The organism is Caballeronia sp. LZ034LL (assembly GCF_031451215.1).
GTDB lineage: Bacteria > Pseudomonadota > Gammaproteobacteria > Burkholderiales > Burkholderiaceae > Caballeronia.
Window position 1 is genome coordinate 124154 of record NZ_JARUXR010000001.1, and the last position, 17287, is coordinate 141440.

General features: G+C 65.8%; 17 protein-coding genes. 7 read left to right on the plus strand and 10 right to left on the minus strand.

Annotation, left to right across the window (positions count from 1 at the left end):
* Nucleotides 1-31: 31 nt before the first annotated feature.
* The 7 genes from QCE83_RS00590 to QCE83_RS00620 all read right to left on the minus strand — a co-directional run bounded on the left by QCE83_RS00590 (nucleotide 32) and on the right by QCE83_RS00620 (nucleotide 7935).
* Nucleotides 32-217: a hypothetical protein gene (locus tag QCE83_RS00590; RefSeq protein WP_309807034.1), complete on the minus strand. Its 186-nt coding sequence runs from the start codon at nucleotides 215-217 to the stop codon at nucleotides 32-34.
* Between the two features lie 198 nt (nucleotides 218-415).
* Nucleotides 416-3133, minus strand: coding sequence for a methionine synthase (gene metH, locus QCE83_RS00595; RefSeq protein ID WP_309807035.1), 2718 nt, complete (start codon nucleotides 3131-3133; stop codon nucleotides 416-418).
* A 28-nt stretch (nucleotides 3134-3161) separates the two neighbouring features.
* Nucleotides 3162-4220: a homocysteine S-methyltransferase family protein gene (locus tag QCE83_RS00600; protein WP_309807036.1), complete on the minus strand. Its 1059-nt coding sequence runs from the start codon at nucleotides 4218-4220 to the stop codon at nucleotides 3162-3164.
* Nucleotides 4221-4465: 245 nt separating this feature from the next.
* Nucleotides 4466-4723, minus strand: coding sequence for a DUF3567 domain-containing protein (locus QCE83_RS00605; RefSeq protein ID WP_309807037.1), 258 nt, complete (start codon nucleotides 4721-4723; stop codon nucleotides 4466-4468).
* A 134-nt stretch (nucleotides 4724-4857) separates the two neighbouring features.
* Nucleotides 4858-5646, minus strand: a complete 789-nt coding sequence (locus QCE83_RS00610; RefSeq protein ID WP_309811321.1) for an alpha/beta fold hydrolase — start codon at nucleotides 5644-5646, stop codon at nucleotides 4858-4860.
* Nucleotides 5647-5784: 138 nt separating this feature from the next.
* Nucleotides 5785-7002, minus strand: a complete 1218-nt coding sequence (locus QCE83_RS00615) for a DUF3108 domain-containing protein (RefSeq protein ID WP_309807038.1) — start codon at nucleotides 7000-7002, stop codon at nucleotides 5785-5787.
* Nucleotides 7003-7101: 99 nt separating this feature from the next.
* Nucleotides 7102-7935 (minus strand): IclR family transcriptional regulator, encoded by an 834-nt coding sequence (locus QCE83_RS00620; protein ID WP_309807039.1) that lies wholly within the window; start codon nucleotides 7933-7935, stop codon nucleotides 7102-7104.
* 90 nt (nucleotides 7936-8025) lie between these two features.
* Here QCE83_RS00620 and QCE83_RS00625 point away from each other — a divergent pair, with 90 nt between their 5' ends.
* The 7 genes from QCE83_RS00625 (at nucleotide 8026) to rfaE2 (ending at nucleotide 15270) form a co-directional block, all read left to right on the plus strand.
* Nucleotides 8026-9012 (plus strand): fumarylacetoacetate hydrolase family protein, encoded by a 987-nt coding sequence (locus QCE83_RS00625; protein ID WP_309807040.1) that lies wholly within the window; start codon nucleotides 8026-8028, stop codon nucleotides 9010-9012.
* A gap of 125 nt (nucleotides 9013-9137) precedes the next feature.
* Nucleotides 9138-10304: an ABC transporter substrate-binding protein gene (locus QCE83_RS00630; protein ID WP_404984103.1), complete on the plus strand. Its 1167-nt coding sequence runs from the start codon at nucleotides 9138-9140 to the stop codon at nucleotides 10302-10304.
* Nucleotides 10305-10323: 19 nt separating this feature from the next.
* Nucleotides 10324-11151, plus strand: coding sequence for an enoyl-CoA hydratase/isomerase family protein (locus QCE83_RS00635; RefSeq protein ID WP_309807041.1), 828 nt, complete (start codon nucleotides 10324-10326; stop codon nucleotides 11149-11151).
* Between the two features lie 46 nt (nucleotides 11152-11197).
* The gene (locus tag QCE83_RS00640) at nucleotides 11198-11950 is read left to right on the plus strand and encodes a PhaM family polyhydroxyalkanoate granule multifunctional regulatory protein (protein ID WP_309807042.1); all 753 of its coding nucleotides are present in this window, start codon (nucleotides 11198-11200) and stop codon (nucleotides 11948-11950) included.
* 392 nt (nucleotides 11951-12342) lie between these two features.
* Nucleotides 12343-13275 (plus strand): MerR family transcriptional regulator, encoded by a 933-nt coding sequence (locus QCE83_RS00645; protein WP_309807043.1) that lies wholly within the window; start codon nucleotides 12343-12345, stop codon nucleotides 13273-13275.
* Between the two features lie 463 nt (nucleotides 13276-13738).
* Nucleotides 13739-14617 (plus strand): ferritin-like domain-containing protein, encoded by an 879-nt coding sequence (locus QCE83_RS00650; RefSeq protein ID WP_309807044.1) that lies wholly within the window; start codon nucleotides 13739-13741, stop codon nucleotides 14615-14617.
* 170 nt (nucleotides 14618-14787) lie between these two features.
* A complete protein-coding gene (rfaE2, locus tag QCE83_RS00655) occupies nucleotides 14788-15270 on the plus strand; it encodes a D-glycero-beta-D-manno-heptose 1-phosphate adenylyltransferase (RefSeq protein ID WP_309807046.1) in 483 nt (160 codons plus the stop codon).
* A 12-nt stretch (nucleotides 15271-15282) separates the two neighbouring features.
* Here the strand turns inward: rfaE2 and QCE83_RS00660 are convergent, their stop codons facing one another.
* The 3 genes from QCE83_RS00660 to QCE83_RS00670 are packed head-to-tail and all read right to left on the minus strand — an operon-like array spanning nucleotide 15283 to nucleotide 17254.
* Nucleotides 15283-15522, minus strand: coding sequence for a hypothetical protein (locus QCE83_RS00660; RefSeq protein ID WP_309807047.1), 240 nt, complete (start codon nucleotides 15520-15522; stop codon nucleotides 15283-15285).
* Between the two features lie 29 nt (nucleotides 15523-15551).
* Nucleotides 15552-16361, minus strand: coding sequence for a type III pantothenate kinase (locus QCE83_RS00665; protein WP_309807048.1), 810 nt, complete (start codon nucleotides 16359-16361; stop codon nucleotides 15552-15554).
* On the minus strand, nucleotides 16358-17254 hold the full coding sequence (locus QCE83_RS00670; protein WP_309807049.1) for a biotin--[acetyl-CoA-carboxylase] ligase: 897 nt from the start codon (nucleotides 17252-17254) through the stop codon (nucleotides 16358-16360). Before QCE83_RS00670 ends, QCE83_RS00665 begins: the two co-directional genes overlap by 4 nt.
* Nucleotides 17255-17287 lie beyond the last annotated feature (33 nt).

Here is a 17287-nt window from a genome sequence, read left to right on the forward strand (position 1 = left end):
GTCGAACGGTTATCGTCGCGTCGATGCCGGCCTACTGCGACTGCCCGTTGGTCGCCGACTTGGGCTTCCTGGGCTTCTTGGGCTTCTTCTTGTGCTCGGTCTGCGGCGGCGAATACGACGATGCGGTGGTGCTGGACGATTGCGCGAAGGCAACCGGACTCGACGCGAGAACGGCGGCTGCGATCGCTAGGGTGGCGGCGGACGTCAGCTTTTTCATGCGACTTTCTCCGAGACGAATTATGCGTGTCCGTCGTCGTGACGGCGTATCGCAGCGACAGTCTACGGAAAGACAAAATTTCCCGCCGATAGCCTGCCGCTTTTTCGCGCCTTTTTCCCTTTATAACGCTGCGCGTATGGTTTTTCGCCACACGCTGCGTGCAAGTCCGACTGGTCAGCCGCGCGGCCGGACGCTAGTTCAGCGCTGCGGCGCGAGCGCGCGTTCGGCGTCGGTCAACGGCATGTTCATGCGCTGCGCATAGCTCGCCAGCTGATCGTCGCCAATCTTGCCGACCGAAAAATACGTGCTGTCCGGATGCGCCAGATAGAACCCGGACACGCTGGCGGCGGGCGTCATCGCCAGCGATTCGGTCAGCTCCATGCCGATCTCGTCCGCCTGCAGCACGTCGAACATGTCGCGCTTGACGAGGTGATCCGGGCACGCCGGATAGCCCGGCGCCGGCCGGATGCCGACGTACTTCTCGGCGATCAGCGCATCGTTGTCGAGCGCCTCGTTCTGCGCATAGCCCCACAGCTCGCGACGCACGCGCGCGTGCAGCGCTTCGGCGAAGGCTTCGGCGAAACGGTCGGCGAGCGCCTTCAGCATGATCGCGCTGTAGTCGTCGTGATCCGCCTCGAACTGTCGTTCCTTTTTGTCGACGCCCAGACCCGCCGTCACCGCGAACAGGCCGATGTAGTCCTTCACGCCCGAATCCTTCGGCGCGATGAAATCGGCGAGCGAGCGGTTCGGACGCATCACGCCGTCCACCACCGGACGCACGCTCTGCTGGCGCAGGTTGCGCCAGGTCATCGCGACCTGCGTGCGGGATTCGTCGGTGTAGATCTCGATGTCGTCGTCGTTCACCGTGTTCGCGGGCAGCAGCGAAATCACGCCGTTCGCCGTCAGCCAGCGGCCCTGGATGAGGCGCGAGAGCATCGACTTGCCGTCGGAGAACACGCGCCGCGCCGACTCGCCGACGATCTCGTCGTTCAGGATCGCCGGATACGGACCCGCGAGATCCCAGGTCTGGAAGAACGGACCCCAGTCGATATAGTTCGCCAGCTCGGCCAGGTCGTAGTTGCGGATCACGCGGCGGCCGATGAAGCTCGGCTTCTTCGGCGTGTACGCGCTCCAGTCGATCTTCGTGCGGTTGGCGCGCGCTTCGTCGTAGGTGACCATCGGCTGCGCTCTCTTGTTCGCGTGCTGGGTGCGGATGCGGTCGTAATCGTTCTTCAAATCGTCGAGATACTTCGCCGCGCCTTCGTCCGACAGCAGGCTCGACGCCACCGACACCGAGCGCGACGCATCCGGCACATACACCACCGGGCCTTCGTAATGCGGCGCGATCTTCACGGCGGTGTGCACGCGCGAGGTCGTTGCGCCGCCGATCAGAAGCGGCGTCTGCTTGCCGCGGAAATAGTCGTCGCGCTGCATTTCGGCGGCGACGTAGGCCATTTCCTCGAGACTCGGCGTGATCAGCCCCGACAGCCCGATGATGTCCGCGCCTTCTTCCTTCGCCTTCTGCAGGATGGTCGCGCAGGGCACCATCACGCCCATGTTGACCACTTCGAAGTTGTTGCACTGGAGCACGACGGAGACGATGTTCTTGCCGATGTCGTGCACGTCGCCCTTCACGGTCGCGATGACGATCTTGCCCTTCGAGCGCACGTCCGCGCCGGCTTCGGCGAGCCGCTGCTTCTCTTCCTCGATGAACGGGATCAGATGCGCGACGGCCTGCTTCATCACGCGCGCCGACTTAACCACCTGCGGCAGGAACATCTTGCCCTGGCCGAACAGGTCGCCGACGATGTTCATGCCGTCCATCAGGGGGCCTTCGATCACGTTGATCGGGCGGCCGCCGGCGGCGTCGATCTTCTGCCGGACTTCTTCCGTATCCTCGACGATGAAGTTCGTGATGCCGTGCACCAGCGCGTGCGACAGCCGCGCCTCGACCGGCTGGTTGCGCCACTCGAGGTTCTCTTCCTTCTTCGCTGCGCCGGTCTTGAACTTGTCGGCGATTTCGAGCAGCCGGTCCGTGCCGTCTTCGCGGCGGTTCAGCACCACGTCTTCCACGCGGTCGCGCAGCTCGGCGTCGAGATCGGCATACACGCCCAGCTGGCCCGCATTGACGATGCCCATGTCCATGCCCGCCTGGATGGCGTGATACAGGAACACGGTGTGGATCGCCTCGCGCACCGGATCGTTGCCGCGGAACGAGAACGACACGTTCGACACGCCGCCGCTCACCTTGGCATACGGCAGGTTCTGCTTGATCCAGCGCGTCGCGTTGATGAAGTCGACCGCGTAGTTGTTGTGTTCCTCGATGCCGGTCGCGATGGCGAAGATGTTCGGATCGAAGATGATGTCTTCCGGCTCGAAGCCCGCTTCGTTCACCAGGATGTCGTACGAGCGCTTGCAGATCTCGGTCTTGCGCTGGAAGGTGTCGGCCTGGCCGTGCTCGTCGAAGGCCATCACGACCGACGCCGCGCCGTAGCGGCGAATCAGCTTCGCGTGATGCAGGAACTGCTCCTTGCCTTCCTTGAGCGAGATGGAATTGACGATGGCCTTGCCCTGCACGCACTTGAGGCCCGCTTCGATCACCTCCCACTTCGACGAGTCGATCATGATCGGCACGCGCGCGATGTCCGGCTCCGACGCGATCAGATTCAGGAAGCGCACCATGGCGGCTTTCGAATCGAGCATCGCCTCGTCCATGTTGATGTCGATGACCTGCGCGCCGTTTTCCACCTGCTGGCGCGCGACGGCCAGCGCCTCGTCGAACTGGCCGTTCAGGATCATGCGCGCGAACGCCTTCGAGCCGGTCACGTTGGTGCGCTCGCCGACGTTGATGAAGAGCGAACCCTCGTTGACGTTGAACGGCTCGAGGCCGGAAAGACGCATCGTGTGATCGGTCATGGTGTGCGGGGTCGTATGAGTTTCGGTGTCAGGCTGCGTCGCGATACTGCGACGGGAACGCGCGCGGCTTCACGTCGGCAAGCGCCTTCGCGATCTCGGCGATGTGTTCCGGCGTCGTGCCGCAACAGCCGCCGGCGAGGTTCACGAGACCGGCGGAAGCGAACTCCTTCAGCAGGCCCGAGGTCACGTCCGGCGTTTCATCGAAGCCGGTGTCGCTCATCGGATTCGGCAGGCCGGCGTTCGGATAGCAGGACACGTAGGTATCGCACAGCTTCGAGAGCTCGGCGATATACGGACGCATCAGCGCCGCGCCGAGCGCGCAGTTCAGCCCGAAGGTCAGCGGCTTCGCATGCCGCAGCGAATTCCAGAAGGCCTCGACCGTCTGGCCGGACAGGATGCGGCCCGAGGCGTCGGTGACGGTGCCCGAGATCATGATGGGCAGCAGTTCGCCGGTGTCGTCGAACAGCTGGTCCAGCGCGAACAGCGCGGCCTTGGCGTTCAGCGTGTCGAAGATGGTTTCGACCAGGAACAGGTCGCAGCCCGCGTCGAGCAGCGCCTTGGCCTGTTCGTAGTACGCGTCGCGCAGTTCGTCGAAGGTGACGTTGCGCGCGCCGGGATCGTTCACGTCCGGCGAGATGCTCGCGGTCTTGGGCGTCGGTCCGATCGCGCCCGCGACGAAGCGCGGCTTGTCGGGGGTCGAGTAACGGTTGCAGGCTTCGCGCGCGAGCTTCGCCGATTCGACGTTCATCTCGGCGGCCAGCTTTTCCATGCCGTAGTCGGCCTGCGCGACGCTCGTCGCGCCGAAGGTGTTTGTCTCGATGATGTCCGCGCCCGCCGCCAGATACTGCTCGTGAATCTCGCGGATCACCTGCGGCTGCGTGAGCGACAGCAACTCGTTGTTGCCCTTGATGTCGCGGTCGTAGTCCTTGAAGCGCTCGCCGCGATAGGCGGCTTCGTCGAGCTTGTAGCGCTGGATCATCGTGCCCATCGCGCCGTCGAGGATCAAGATGCGCTTCTGCAGCAGTTCGGGTAGCACTGCGCCGCGCGTGTAGGCGCGCGCGGTGGTTGGAATGGCGTTCTGGGTCATGACGGACGAGGCCTGCACCAATGGGGAGAGCCTGACATTGTAGCGGCAGCGCGGGGCGGCCGCCCCGGCGCGCCGCGCGCCTGGCGGGGCAGGACGAGGCATTGTCGGCAAAAAAGAACCCCGCCGGTTGCGTGGCTGATTGCATGCCACTGGCGGGGTCTTCGGGGAGGCGAGTGTCGCCGGAGCCGCATGACCGTGCGGCGGCGGGCGCGGCCGGCGTTAGGCCGGCACGCGCGAACGGCGCATCAGTGAAGTACGACGGGCTGGTTCATCAACATGTCGAACTGGCCGAGGAATTCGTCCACGTCCTCAAGCGACGGTTCTTCCTCGATCAGCTTTTGCACGGTCTCGCGAAACTTCGCGGCGAGCGCGCCGTCGATGAAGATCTCGCGCTGCGTGTTCTTGTCGACGATCTCGTAACCGCCGGCGCGCATCGCGAGGTGGTTGTCCTGCGGCGGAAACTCGACGACGCAATAGTTGGGGCTGTTGTAGATCATTTGCATGGCGACACTCCTTATTCCTTGATTGCTCCTGCAGCCTGAAACCTTAAGTGGAGCGAGAGAGTGGGAATTCAAGGGGTGGCCCCGATGTGATGCCGTGGTATCGAGGCTTTCTTTTGCAGCAGCTACGGTAAGAATCACGCGGAATCGCGTAGGAAGTTTCCTAGAAGCGCGCTGAAACGTTGCGATTCCTCGACTGGCGTGAGGTGCGCGGCGTCGAGTGTTTCGAATTGCGCGTCCGGGATCGTGTCCGCGATCACTCTGGAAGCAGCAGGTGTCGTGCCAACATCGCTCGAACCCGCGATGACCAGTGTTCGTTTCGCTACGGTTGACAATCCCTCGCGGGCGTCGAAACCGCTAACGGCTTCCGCGGCCCGTGCGAAACCCTCGGCTGGCGTACGCGCAATGGTTTCCGCGATCGGCTCGACGACTTCAGGGTGGGCCCGGCGAAACCCGGGCGTGAGCCAGCGCTCGAGCGTCGCTTCCACGATACTCGCGGTGCCGTTTTCGCGCACGGACGCTGCCCGTTGTGCGAAGACGGGGCGCGCGTCGTCGGGAATGAAGGCGGGCGCGCCGGCCACGGTCAGCGTGGCGACCTTGTCCGGATGGCGGATGGCCAGCTTCTGCGCGACCATTCCGCCGATCGACAGCCCCACCACATGCGCCGACGGCGCGCCGAGCCGGTCGAGCAGTTCGGCGAGGTCGTCGGCGAGATCGTCGATGGTGAAGCTGTCGGGCGATGCCGTGGTCTCGCCATGGCCGCGCAGGTCATAGCGCAGCACGGTGAAATCGTTGCGGAAATATCCGGCCATCTGATCCCAGACGGACAGATCGCCCGCCAGTTGATGAATGAAGACGATCCACGGGCCGCCTCCTTCGTTGTCGAGAACATAGCGGGTGTCGATGCGATTGATGGTCAACTGCATATCGGCTCCGTCAAGACTGCGGTTTGCGATGTTGTCGAAAGACTGCGCTCTGGTGCGTTCTGGTGCGTTCAATACCTGCGCGCGGCGTCCGGATGTCACGGCGTGTTACGGCCCTGAACCGCGAACGTTACGTCGCCGTTACGGCTTGGCCGCGTCCTGGGCGTCCGGCGCGGATTCCTCTGACGCATCTGGCGTGCCCGCACCGGCGCCTTGATCCGGCGCGGCGGGCGCGGGGGGCACCGTGAGCTTGCCGGCCCACAGCAGTTCCAGCTGCATGCCGTTCGGCTCGGTTTGCAGAATCCGCACGGGCAGCCAGCCAATCGACGGCGCGAGCCAGATGTCGAGCTTGCGGCGGTCGCCTTCCTTGCGCGGCAGGCGGGTGAAATGGCGTGCGTTGGTGAAACCGCCGCGAGTCTGCACGGGTTCGTCGCCGACGGTTTCGATCGACCAGATCTCGCTGCTGTCGTTGTCCGCAACGCTGAACTGCCGGGTCACGCCCGGCTTGTACCGGTCCGGCGCGCCGCGCACGAGACTCGACAACTGCATGACGACGCTGAAACGGTCCTGCGCGCCGTCGGCGAGCGGCTGCGCTTGCGGCGTTTTGGTGTAGACGATCTGCTTCGTTTCGCGATTGAAAATGGCGACATCGGCGGCGCGGCGGCCGCGTTGCTCGGAGTACTGCTCCGGCGCAATGCCGAAGCCATCGACATGGCCTTTGCTCGAATACACATACGGACCGACGAAAGGCAGCGGAATCGACACGACCATCTCGTAATGCGGGCCGTCGTGGGTCCAGTGGATCGTGCCGGTCTGATTCATCATGCCGTTCACGAGCGTGTCATAGCGCAGTTCGCCGCTGGGTGGGACGTTGAACGTGTCGCCCGAGGCGGGGGTTTGCGCTGCCGATGCCGATGCCGATGCCGGCGCGGGCGCCGCCGGCTGCGCGGGACCGGAAGCGGCGGCGGCCGGCGCCGAAGCCGCCACGCCCGATGCAGCGGCGGGCGCATCGGGTTGCGGTGTCGCCGCGCTCAGGATCGGCGCGGGCGGCGGGGCAGAAGGCGGTGCAGGCTTCGGCGCAGGGACGGCGGGCTTCGGCGCTGGCGTTGGCGCCGGAGCAGGCGTCGGCGCGACCGGTTTCGGCGTGAGCAATTCGATCTGCACCGGCGGCGTCTCCGGCGGCGGATTCTCGGGCTGCCGGTGCCGCTCGAACCATCGCACCGCGCTCCAGTGCAGGCCCGCGACGATCAGCACGGCCAGCGTCCAGCGTCCCCAGCGGCGCGGCGCGGCGGACTGCGGGGCGGCATCGGACGGCTCGCCGGCGTTCGGGCGAGGACGGCGGAACGGAAAGAATGGCATCGGGCGAAGGGTAAGGCGCGCGTATGACAGTCAACGCAACGAGAAACGCGAAACGACTACGACACGCGCGGCCGAACCGATGTTCCTCGGCGCGCGTTTTCAGCGTTCGCCTTCCTTGTACCCCAGTTCGTACGACAGACTGCGGGCGCAGTCGCGCAGCGCGGTATCGATTTCACCGCCCCAGTGCGTGTCGAAAGCGCCTTCGTGCCCGAGCGCGATGAGGCCCAGCGCGAGTTCGCCGGTGGCATCGAACACCGGCGTGCAGAACGCGTGGATGGTCGGCAGCAGCATGCCTTCGACGCGCGCCGCGCCATGTTCACGCACCTCGGCCAGCAGCGGCTCGACATCGGCGAGGCGCTGCTTCGTCGCGGCGAGTTCGCGCTCGAGCATCGGCTGCGTCTTGCTGCGCGGCAGGTACGCGGCGAACAGCAGGCCAGTGGCGGACGACAGCAGCGGCATCACGTCGCCGAGCTTGAGCGACGCCTTCGCCGGATAGCTCGATTCCATCCAGTGCACGACCGTCGGCCCCTGATTGCCCCACACCGCGATGCCGACCGTCTGGTCCAGCCGGTCGCGCAGTTCCGCGAGCGCGATCCGCGCGAGCCGCACGCCGTCCACGCGCGCGAGCCGCGCCAGACCCATTTGCAGCGCGAAGCCGCCGAGTTCGTAGCGCCCCGACACCGGATCCTGCGACGCCACGCCCAGCCGCACGAAACTCACGAGATAGCGATGCGCCTTCGCCGGACTCATGCCGGCGCGCTGCGCGAGATCGCGCAGCATCATCGCGCGGGGTTCGTTGGTGAGCACGTCGAGCAGACGGAAGCCCACCTCGATCGACTGAATGCCGGAGCGCGTCTTCTCTTCGGCGGTGTCGGGATCGCTGATGTCGAGCGTGTCGTCGTCGTCGGGCGCGGCGGAGCGGGTCGATGGCATGAATAACAAACGCAGGGAAAGCGCGGCGTTGGGGATTCACCATCGTAAAATACATTTCCCCTAACGTCATCCACGTCACTTCCCCGCTCTATGAAACTCGCCACGCTGAAGGACGGCACGCGCGACGGCCAGCTCGTCGTCGTTTCGCGCGATCTGCGCACGGCGGCCATCGCCGACGGAATCGTCTCCACGCTGCAGCGCGCGCTCGACGACTGGACCTTCTACGCGCCGCAACTGCTCGATCTATACGAGGCGCTGAACCTCGGCCGCGCGCGCAACACGTTCCCGTTCGATCCCAAAGCCTGCATGGCGCCGCTGCCGCGCGCGTTCCAGTGGGCCGACGGCTCGTCGTACGTGAATCACGTCGAACTCGTGCGCCGCGCGCGCAATGCCGAGATGCCGCCCGAGTTCTGGACCGATCCGCTGATGTACCAGGGCGGCAGCGACGACTTCATCGGCCCGGCGGACGACATCGTCTGCGCGACGGAATCGTATGGCATCGACTTCGAGGCCGAAGTCGCCGTGATTACCTCGGACGTCCACATGGCCGCGATGCCCGACGAAGCCTTGAAGAGCGTTCGTCTGCTGATGCTGGTGAACGACGTGTCGCTGCGCAACCTGATTCCCGCCGAACTGGCGAAGGGCTTCGGCTTCTTCCAGAGCAAGCCCGCGACCGCGTTTTCGCCGGTGGCCGTGACGCCCGACGAACTCGGCGATGCCTGGCGCGAGGGCCGCGTGCACCGGCCGATGACCGTGCACTGGAACGGCAAGAAAGTCGGCCATCCGGATTGCGGCACGGACATGGTGTTTCACTTCGGCCAGCTGATCTCGCACGCCGCGAAGACGCGCAATCTGCGCGCGGGCGCGATCGTCGGCTCCGGCACGATCTCCAACAAGGACGCGACGCGCGGCTACTGCTGCATCGCCGAGAAGCGCTGCCTGGAGACCATCGAGCACGGCGCGCCGCAGACGGACTTCATGAAGTTCGGCGACAGCGTGAAGATCGAGATGTTCGACGCCGACGGCAAGTCGATCTTCGGCGCCATCGATCAGGCGGTGGTGCAGCCGGAGCACTGAAGCGCCGCGCGCCGCAACGGGTTTCGCCCGATGCGGTGCGCGCGAGCCGCGCCTTACACTTTGCCGGGCTGCATTCAGGCAGCGATCAAGGCAGCGATCAGAACGAACAAGAAAAGGAGACTCGGATGGCGGCAGGCAAGTGGAAGTTTCTGGTGGGCGCGGCAATGACGCTGGCCGCGACGGCAACCTTTGCGCAGAGCGCGCAGCACGTGAAAATCGGCCTCGTGCTTTCGTTGACAGGACCGGCCGCGTCGCTCGGGATTCCGGCGCGCGATACCGTCGCACTGCTGCCGAAGGAGATGGGCGGCCGGCCGGTCGACTACATCGTCCTCGACGACGCCTCGGACACCACGCAGGCCGTGCAGAGCACCAAGAAGCTCATCAGCGAGGACCAGGTCGACGCGATCATCGGCTCGTCCATCACGCCGAACTCGCTCGCGATGATCGACGTCGTCGCGCAGGGACAGACGCCGATGATCTCGCTGGCGTCGTCGGCGAAGATCATCGAGCCCGTCGACGACAAGCGCCGCTGGGTCTTCAAGACGCCGCAGACCGACGCGATGATGGCCTCCGCTATCGCCGAACATGCGAGCAATCACGGCGTGAAGACGCTGGCCTACATCGGCCAGGCGGACGCGCTCGGCGAGACCTTCTATGCCGAAGTCGCGAAGTTCGCCGAACTGCACAAGATCCGCGTCGTCGCGAACGAGCGCTTCAACCGCACCGATCCGAGCGTGACCGGACAGATTCTCAAGATCCTCGCGACCAAGCCGGATGCGGTGGTGGTCGGCGCCGCCGGCACGCCCGCCGCGCTGCCGCCGAAGACGCTGGCGCAGCGCGGCTACAAGGGGCTGGTCTATCACAATCACGGCGTCGGCAACCGCGACTTCCTGCGCGTGTGCGGCGCGGACTGCAACGGCACCTTCCTGCCGACGAGCCCCGTGCTGGTCGCCGCGCAATTGCCCGACGATCATCCCGCGAAGCGCCTCGCGCTCGACTACATCAAACTGTACGAGGCGAAGCAGGGTGCGGGCACGGTATCGGCGTTCGGCTCGTACACGTGGGACGCGGGCATGCTGCTGAACCGCGCGGCGCCCATCGCGATGAAAGCGGGCGCGCCCGGCACGCCGGCGTTCCGCAGCGCGCTGCGCGACGCGCTCGAAGGCACGAAGCAGTTCGCCGACACCAACGGGCAGGTCAACATGTCGCCCAACGACCACATCGGCCTCGATCAGCGCGCGCGCGTGATGGTCGAGATTCGCGACGGCAAGTGGATCTACCAGCCGCGCTGACTCTTCATCTGACAGGATCATGAGCGACCTCTCCATGTACTCGGGCTATCGATCGCTCGAACTGCGCCGCCATCCGCACGGCGTGCTCGAAGTGGTGATGCCCGGCACGGGCGCGAACAAGAGCGGCCTCTCGACCGCCGACGCCAACATGCATCGCGAACTCGCCGACATCTGGCGCGACATCGATCGCGATCCCGAGACGCGCGTCGCGCTGATCCGCGGCGAAGGCAAGGGCTTCTCGGCGGGGGGCGATCTCGGGCTCGTCGAGGAGATGGCGAACGACTTCGACGTGCGCGCGCGCGTCTGGCGCGAGGCGCGCGATCTCGTGTACAACGTGATCAACTGCGGCAAGCCGATCGTCTCCGCGATGCACGGCCCGGCGGTCGGCGCGGGGCTGGTGGCGGGATTGCTGGCGGATATCTCGATCGCGTCGAAGTCGGCGCGCATCATCGACGGGCACACGCGGCTGGGCGTCGCGGCCGGCGATCACGCGGCGATCGTCTGGCCGCTCCTGTGCGGCATGGCCAAGGCCAAGTACTATCTGCTGCTGTGCGAGCCGGTGAGCGGCGAGGAAGCGGAGCGCATCGGACTGGTGTCGCTCGCGGTGGACGAGAGCGAGCTGATGCCGAAGGCGATCGAAGTGGCGAACCGGCTGGCGCAGGGCTCGCAGACCGCGATCCGCTGGACCAAGTACGCGCTCAACAACTGGCTGCGCTCGGCCGGGCCCACTTTCGATACGTCGCTCGCGCTCGAATTCATGGGCTTCGCCGGTCCCGATGTGCACGAAGGCATGCGCTCGCTGCGCGAGCGGCGCGCGCCGGACTTTCCCGGCGGCGCGCCGTTCTGAGTCTGGGCGTCGAGCGCGAACACACACGCAAAACTAGGAGAGTCGAATGACCGATCATTCTGGCGGAACGCCGCCCTACACGATTCCCGGTTTTCCCGGATTTGGTCAGGCGGACATGATGGGCAAGATGTGGGAACTGATGCGCCTGAATCCGTTCGCCGCCGCGATGCCGGGCGGCGGGCAGGGCGTGGGACCTTCTCTCTCGATGATGTCGGACATGCTCGCGCCGCTCACGAATATCGAGGAACTCGACAAGCGCGTGACCGACATGCGCGCGGTCGAGCAATGGCTGAAGCTCAATCTCAACATGCTGCAGTCGGCGATCCAGGCGCTCGAGGTGCAGCGCGCGACGCTCGCCACCTTGCGTGCGTTCGGCGCGTACGCGCAGACGTCGGTGGAAAGCGCGCAGCAGGCGGCGGAACAGTCGCGCGGCGCGGCTGCCGGCTGGCCGATGGGCGGAGCGTCCGCCGCGAAACCTGAAGCGCGGGCACAGCAAGAGGCCGCGCCTCAGGCTCCCGCCGATGTAGCCGAGCCACAAGACCGGGAACCGGCCGCGCCGCCGCCCGGCTTCGATCCGTCGGGCTGGTGGAATGTGCTGCAGTCGCAGTTCAACCAGCTCGCACATCTGGCGATGCTGCAGCCCGGCATGACGCCGCCGCCCGGCGCGGCGGGCGCGGGCGAGCCGCCGGCTGCGGAAGCGGGCGCGCAGGCGTCGGCTGACGATGAGCAGACGCCGTCGGCCGCAGCGGCGAAGAAGGCGCCGCCGCGGAAAACCCCGCCGAGGAAGAAGCCTGCCTGAGTCCCTGTATTGGACAATTGATCCGACCAAACGAACGGCGACGCATCTTGCGTCGCCGTTTCTTCTTCCGGTGCTGAAGGCTCTTCAGCGATACACGCCTTGCGCCGGCTTGCCTGCATTCATCCCGTAGAACACTTTTTGTCCTGTACGCATCCGAACGCCTCCCAGCGTCGTATCGAAAAAGGCAGCAGGGCGTTTCGACGCAGCCAATCGCTCAAATTCTGTCTATGATGAAAAGTAGACAGTGTTGAACTTTGTCCATGCAGAGGGTCGAAAAGGCAAGCTATTTCGACCTGATCAGAATTGCTTCATCCAATTTGTCCATGACAACTTCGCCACAGCAAGAACTCGTTCCAAAACCGCTCCCGGATGGCGCCGGCCTTCCCGAGCCCATGCCACGGTCCGCAGCAGCCGCCGCGGGCGTGGGCATCGGCATTGGCGCGATCGCGCAGGAGATTGGTCTGACCAAGGACACACTGCGTGTCTGGGAACGCCGCTACGGCTTTCCGCAACCCATGCGGTCGCCGGGCGGCGAGCGGCTCTATCCGCAGGAACAGGTGACCAAGCTGCGGCTCGTCAAGCGTCTGCTCGACGCAGGGCATCGTCCGAGCAAGGTGCTCGGACAGTCGATCGATACCTTGCAGCACCTCGCCGAAAGCTCGGGCATCGGCCAGGATGCGCCCGACGCCGAACTCGATCATCTGATCTCGCTGCTGCGCGCCAGCAAATACGACGACTTCCGTTTTGGCCTGCTCAAGCGCGCCACCCGCGACGGCCTGGAACGCTTCGTACTGGATGTCGTGGCGCCGTTGTCCGCGCGTGTCGGCAATGCGTGGGCCGCCGGGACCTTGCAGGTGTTCCACGAACACCTGTTCAGCGAATCGATCCAGACCACACTGCGCAATCTGATGCGTCCGCTCGCCGAAGCCACGCGCGGGCGCGGCAGCCGTCCGCGCGTGCTGCTCACGACGCTTTCGGGCGAAGGACACGGCCTCGGCATCCTGATGGCCGAGGCGATGTTCGTGCTTTCCGAATGCGAGTGCGTCCAGCTGGGCTTGCAGACGCCGTTGCACGACATCGCGGCCGCGGTCACGGCGCATGACGTGGATATCGTCGCGCTGTCGTTCACGGCGGTGATGCCGGCGCAGTCTGTCGCGAATGGCCTGAACGACTTGCGCAAGCTCTTGCCGCCGAATGTGCGCATCTGGGCGGGAGGCAGCAGTCCTGCGCTGCGCCGCAAGATTCACGACGGCGTGCAGCACGTGGGCGGACTCACGCCCATCGACGAAGTGGTCGCCGAATGGCGAGAGTCCGCCGTGCTATGATCAACGACGCTCGTTCAGGCGAGCGTCGGCACGCAAAGCAGGCCCGGCATGGGCGGACGGTCAGGTCCGCCAGTCTGACCCGCATGATTTAAGCGATTGCGGGCGTATTCAGCCAGCGTCACGTGAACTGTCACATGGATACGCCATACTGCGTCGCCGGCACGCAGGCGCCGGCAGGCTCGACGCCACTTGACCATACCTCAGGCACAGGTTTCGCTCCTCACCCACGGTAGAAGAAGACGTACGACACGCGACATTTGCACGGGGAAGTGCAGTGTTTCAGGCGGGACGCGACGCGTTGCCGCAGCGCAGATCACGGCGCGTCGTTGTCGCTTTTTGTCTTTGGCCGACCGAATCCCGCGTAAAATTGAAAGCTTCGTCGGTTTGCGGCCTGATTTCAGGCACGCGAGAACCGGCAGTCATTACAGATATAACGTCGCATAAGTGGCATCAGGGGTGGACAATGAACACCATGCTTTATCCGGAACTTTATAAATCGCTGGAATCGGTCCGTTGGGACATGGAGAAGGACATTCCATGGGACAGGTTCGATGCGTCCCTGCTGACCGACGAGCAGGCCAAGACCATCAAGATGAACGCGATCACCGAGTGGTCCGCGCTTCCCGCAACCGAGATGTTCCTGCGCGACAACCACAATGACAGCGACTTTTCCGCGTTCATGAGTGTGTGGTTCTTCGAGGAACAGAAGCATTCGCTGGTGCTGATGGAATATCTGCGCCGCTTCAAGCCCGAGTTCGTGCCTAGCGAAGAAGAACTGCACGCGGTGCGCTTCGAGTTCGACCCGGCGCCGCCGCTCGAGACTTTGATGCTGCATTTCTGCGGCGAGATCCGCCTCAACCACTGGTATCGCCGCGCGGCCGAATGGCATACCGAGCCGGTCATCAAGCATATCTACGAAACCATCTCGCGCGACGAAGCGCGTCATGGCGGCGCGTATCTGCGCTACATGAAGAAGGCGCTCATGAATGCGGGCGACACGGCGCGCGCCGCGTTTGCGAAGATCGGCGTCCTGATGGCGTCGGCGCGGCGCACGGAAAAGCCGCTGCATCCCACCAATTTGCACGTCAACCAGGCGCTGTTCCCGCGCGACACCGTGCAATCCCGCCTGCCTGACCCGGACTGGCTCGAACGCTGGCTGGACGACCAGATCCGCTTCGACGACAGCTGGGAACGCAAGGTCGTCGAACGCATCCTGCACAACCTGTCCATTCTGTTCGAGCGTTCGTTCGTTACGGCGCAGGAATTGAATCGCTATCGCAAGGAAGTAGTGCAGCGTCTGCAGGCCAGCACGGGCAGCGGATCGGCTGAACAGCCTGCCTGATTCATCGGCTGCGCGCGCATCGCGTAGTGATTCGTGAACGGCCCGCCGGCACTTGTCGGCGGGCCGTTTTCTTTGGTGCCGCGCACCGTCGCGCACGCTGGCGCACGTCATCCGTGGCCGAGCCGCCGTGGCACAATGCGCGCTTTCAGAAACCCGCAGCGAGTCCCGTCATGTCCGCCATCTTCGAACGCAAGATCACTACGCGCGAGGCGCTCGCCGCGCTGCGCCCAGGCTTGACCGGTCCGGTCGTGTTCACCAACGGCGTGTTCGACATTCTGCATCGCGGCCACGTGACCTATCTCGCCGATGCCAAGGCGCTGGGCGCAACGCTCATCGTCGGGGTGAACAGCGATGCGTCGGTGCGCACGCTCGGCAAGGGCGACGACCGCCCGATCAATCACGAAGACGACCGCATGGCCTTGCTGGCCGCACTGGAAAGCGTGGACTGGGTCGTGAAGTTCGGGGAATCGACGCCGCTCGAATTGATCGGTGCGCTGCGCCCGGACGTGCTCGTGAAAGGCGGCGACTACGACATGGACAAGCTCGCCGAAGCGGCGCTCGTTCGCGGCTGGGGCGGCAAGGCGCTGGCCATCGAGTTCGAGCACGACCGCTCGACCACCGCGCTGCTCAGAAAGGTCCGCGCGCAGTCCTGACGCGCCCCGGTTTCATTGTCCGAGCGGCGTGGACTGCACGTTGGCAGCCGGCGCCGGACCGCCGACGCGCGGCTGGTCGAACGCTTCTTCCGGGTGGATCGGGCGCGTGTTCAGCGCCTCGGGATGCACCTGCTGCAACAGGTGATGCGGCTCGCGCGCGCCCGCGGCGGGCAGCGGCCCCACCATGCCGCGCATCACCGCGAACATCAGAAGGTTGGCGAGTATCAGTAGGGCGATCAGCCAGCGCAGCATTCGTGGGCTCCGTCCGTCGAATCAGCGAATCAGGATGAATGGCGTGCAGCGGCGTCGCGCGCGATGAGCGCGAGACCGGACAGCACGAGTGAATCATGGCGCGTGTAAGGCGCCTCGAGCGCGTCCGCGATTTCGTGCGCCGCGCCGCCGCTCAGTAAGAGACGGACATCGGCGCGCCAGTCTGCTTGCAGGTCGCGCCAGGCACGTTCGATCAGGCTCGCCTGCGCCAGCCGGCAACCGGACGAGAGCGCGGCGGCCGTGTCCGTGGCGAACTGGCTGCGGGTCCGGTCCAGCGCGGCGCGCGCGGCGGCGGCATCGAGGGTGGGCAACTGCGCCGTGTGGCTGCCGAGCGATTCCATCATCAGCGACCAGCCCGGCGCGATCAGCCCGCCGGTGAACATGCCGTCGGCGCGCAGGGCTTCGAGCGTGGTCGCGGTGCCGAAGGTCGCGACCAGCAGATGTTCGCCGGGATAGGCAGCCCGGGCGGCGATCAGGCCGCACCAGCGGTCGCTGCCGAGCCGCGAGGGGTCGGTGTAGCCGTTGCGCACGCCGCATTGCTCGGCCTGCGCCTTGACCACGGTGCGCGGAACGCTGGGCCAGCGCGCGTCGATCAGGCGCTGGATACGGTTCTGCACCGGCAAGCCGGCGACGTTGGAGATCCAGACACCCGACGGCGCGGCGAGCGCGGACCAGGCGTCGAGCGCGGCGTCATCGGTGGCGGTGGAATGGTGCGCGTGCTCGAATGCGCCGTTCGCGAGCGGCGCGCCGTCTGCACTGACGAGCGACCACTTGATGCGGCTGTTGCCGGCATCGATCAGCAAGTACGGCGCATCGCTCACGGACGCTCCCTCGCGAGCCGCAGCGTAAGTTCGCCGGTCGTAACGGTGCGCGGACCTTCGGGCGCGTCGATCAGCAACTGGCCGCTTTCGTCGACGCCCGATGCAATGCCGCGCGTCACTTCCAGACCTTGGTCGAGCAGCGCGACTTCGCGGCCGGCCCAGGCGTGCGCGTCGAGCCAGCGCTGCCGGAACGGCCGGAATCCTTCAGCCTCGAAGCGCGGCAGCGCGGTGTCGAGCGCGTTGAGCAGGGCCGCGAACATTTCGGTCAGGTTCGCGTCGGGCCATGCGCGCGCGAGGGCGGCCGGCGCGGCGCCGGGCGTGGACGACGAGGCCGCCGTGGACGACCGGTTCGCGTCCTCGACCTGGGTGGCGAGTTGTTCGGCGCCGTGCAGGTTCGTGCCGATGCCGATCACGACGGCCGTGGCGCCGGGCGTGTTCCACGCCGTTTCGATCAGAATGCCGGCGAGCTTGCCGTCATCAAGCAGGACGTCGTTGGGCCACTTCAGCGCGGGGCGCGCGGACGGCGTGAGCGGCAGGCGCGAAAGCGCGTCGAGCACGGCGGTGCCGATGGCGAGACTCAGCCCGGAGAGCCCTTCGACCGGCCGCTTCAGCACGCAGCCGACCGACATCAGCAGCGCATTGCCCGGTTCGGCGAACCAGGCGCGGCCGCGCCGCCCGCGTCCGGCGGTCTGCGAATAGGCGACGCGCACGCAGGGCGCCGGCGTGCTGTTGCGGGGCAGGGCGCGCAGTTGCGCCATCAGGTCGGCGTTCGTCGAGCCGGTTTCGTCGACGATATCGATGGTCCAGTCGCGGGCGGGACGCTCGGCGAGCGTCGCAAGCCGTGTGAGGTCGATGCGCCAGGGCGCGTCGGGGGCGAAGGGAGTCGGGTTCATGGTGGCTATTGTAGCCGCGCGCCGCGCGCCGCC

Coding starts and splice junctions, on each gene's coding strand:
- QCE83_RS00590 (WP_309807034.1), bottom strand. CDS start 217: ATGAAAAAGCTGACGTCCGCCGCCACCCTAGCGATCGCAGCCGCCGTT.
- rfaE2 (WP_309807046.1), top strand. CDS start 14,788: ATGTCCGCCATCTTCGAACGCAAGATCACTACGCGCGAGGCGCTCGCC.
- QCE83_RS00625 (WP_309807040.1), top strand. CDS start 8,026: ATGAAACTCGCCACGCTGAAGGACGGCACGCGCGACGGCCAGCTCGTC.
- QCE83_RS00635 (WP_309807041.1), top strand. CDS start 10,324: ATGAGCGACCTCTCCATGTACTCGGGCTATCGATCGCTCGAACTGCGC.
- QCE83_RS00630 (WP_404984103.1), top strand. CDS start 9,138: ATGGCGGCAGGCAAGTGGAAGTTTCTGGTGGGCGCGGCAATGACGCTG.
- QCE83_RS00640 (WP_309807042.1), top strand. CDS start 11,198: ATGACCGATCATTCTGGCGGAACGCCGCCCTACACGATTCCCGGTTTT.
- QCE83_RS00615 (WP_309807038.1), bottom strand. CDS start 7,002: ATGCCATTCTTTCCGTTCCGCCGTCCTCGCCCGAACGCCGGCGAGCCG.
- QCE83_RS00660 (WP_309807047.1), bottom strand. CDS start 15,522: ATGCTGCGCTGGCTGATCGCCCTACTGATACTCGCCAACCTTCTGATG.
- QCE83_RS00670 (WP_309807049.1), bottom strand. CDS start 17,254: ATGAACCCGACTCCCTTCGCCCCCGACGCGCCCTGGCGCATCGACCTC.
- QCE83_RS00650 (WP_309807044.1), top strand. CDS start 13,739: ATGAACACCATGCTTTATCCGGAACTTTATAAATCGCTGGAATCGGTC.
- metH (WP_309807035.1), bottom strand. CDS start 3,133: ATGACCGATCACACGATGCGTCTTTCCGGCCTCGAGCCGTTCAACGTC.
- QCE83_RS00610 (WP_309811321.1), bottom strand. CDS start 5,646: ATGCAGTTGACCATCAATCGCATCGACACCCGCTATGTTCTCGACAAC.
- QCE83_RS00600 (WP_309807036.1), bottom strand. CDS start 4,220: ATGACCCAGAACGCCATTCCAACCACCGCGCGCGCCTACACGCGCGGC.
- QCE83_RS00645 (WP_309807043.1), top strand. CDS start 12,343: ATGCCACGGTCCGCAGCAGCCGCCGCGGGCGTGGGCATCGGCATTGGC.
- QCE83_RS00605 (WP_309807037.1), bottom strand. CDS start 4,723: ATGCAAATGATCTACAACAGCCCCAACTATTGCGTCGTCGAGTTTCCG.
- QCE83_RS00620 (WP_309807039.1), bottom strand. CDS start 7,935: ATGCCATCGACCCGCTCCGCCGCGCCCGACGACGACGACACGCTCGAC.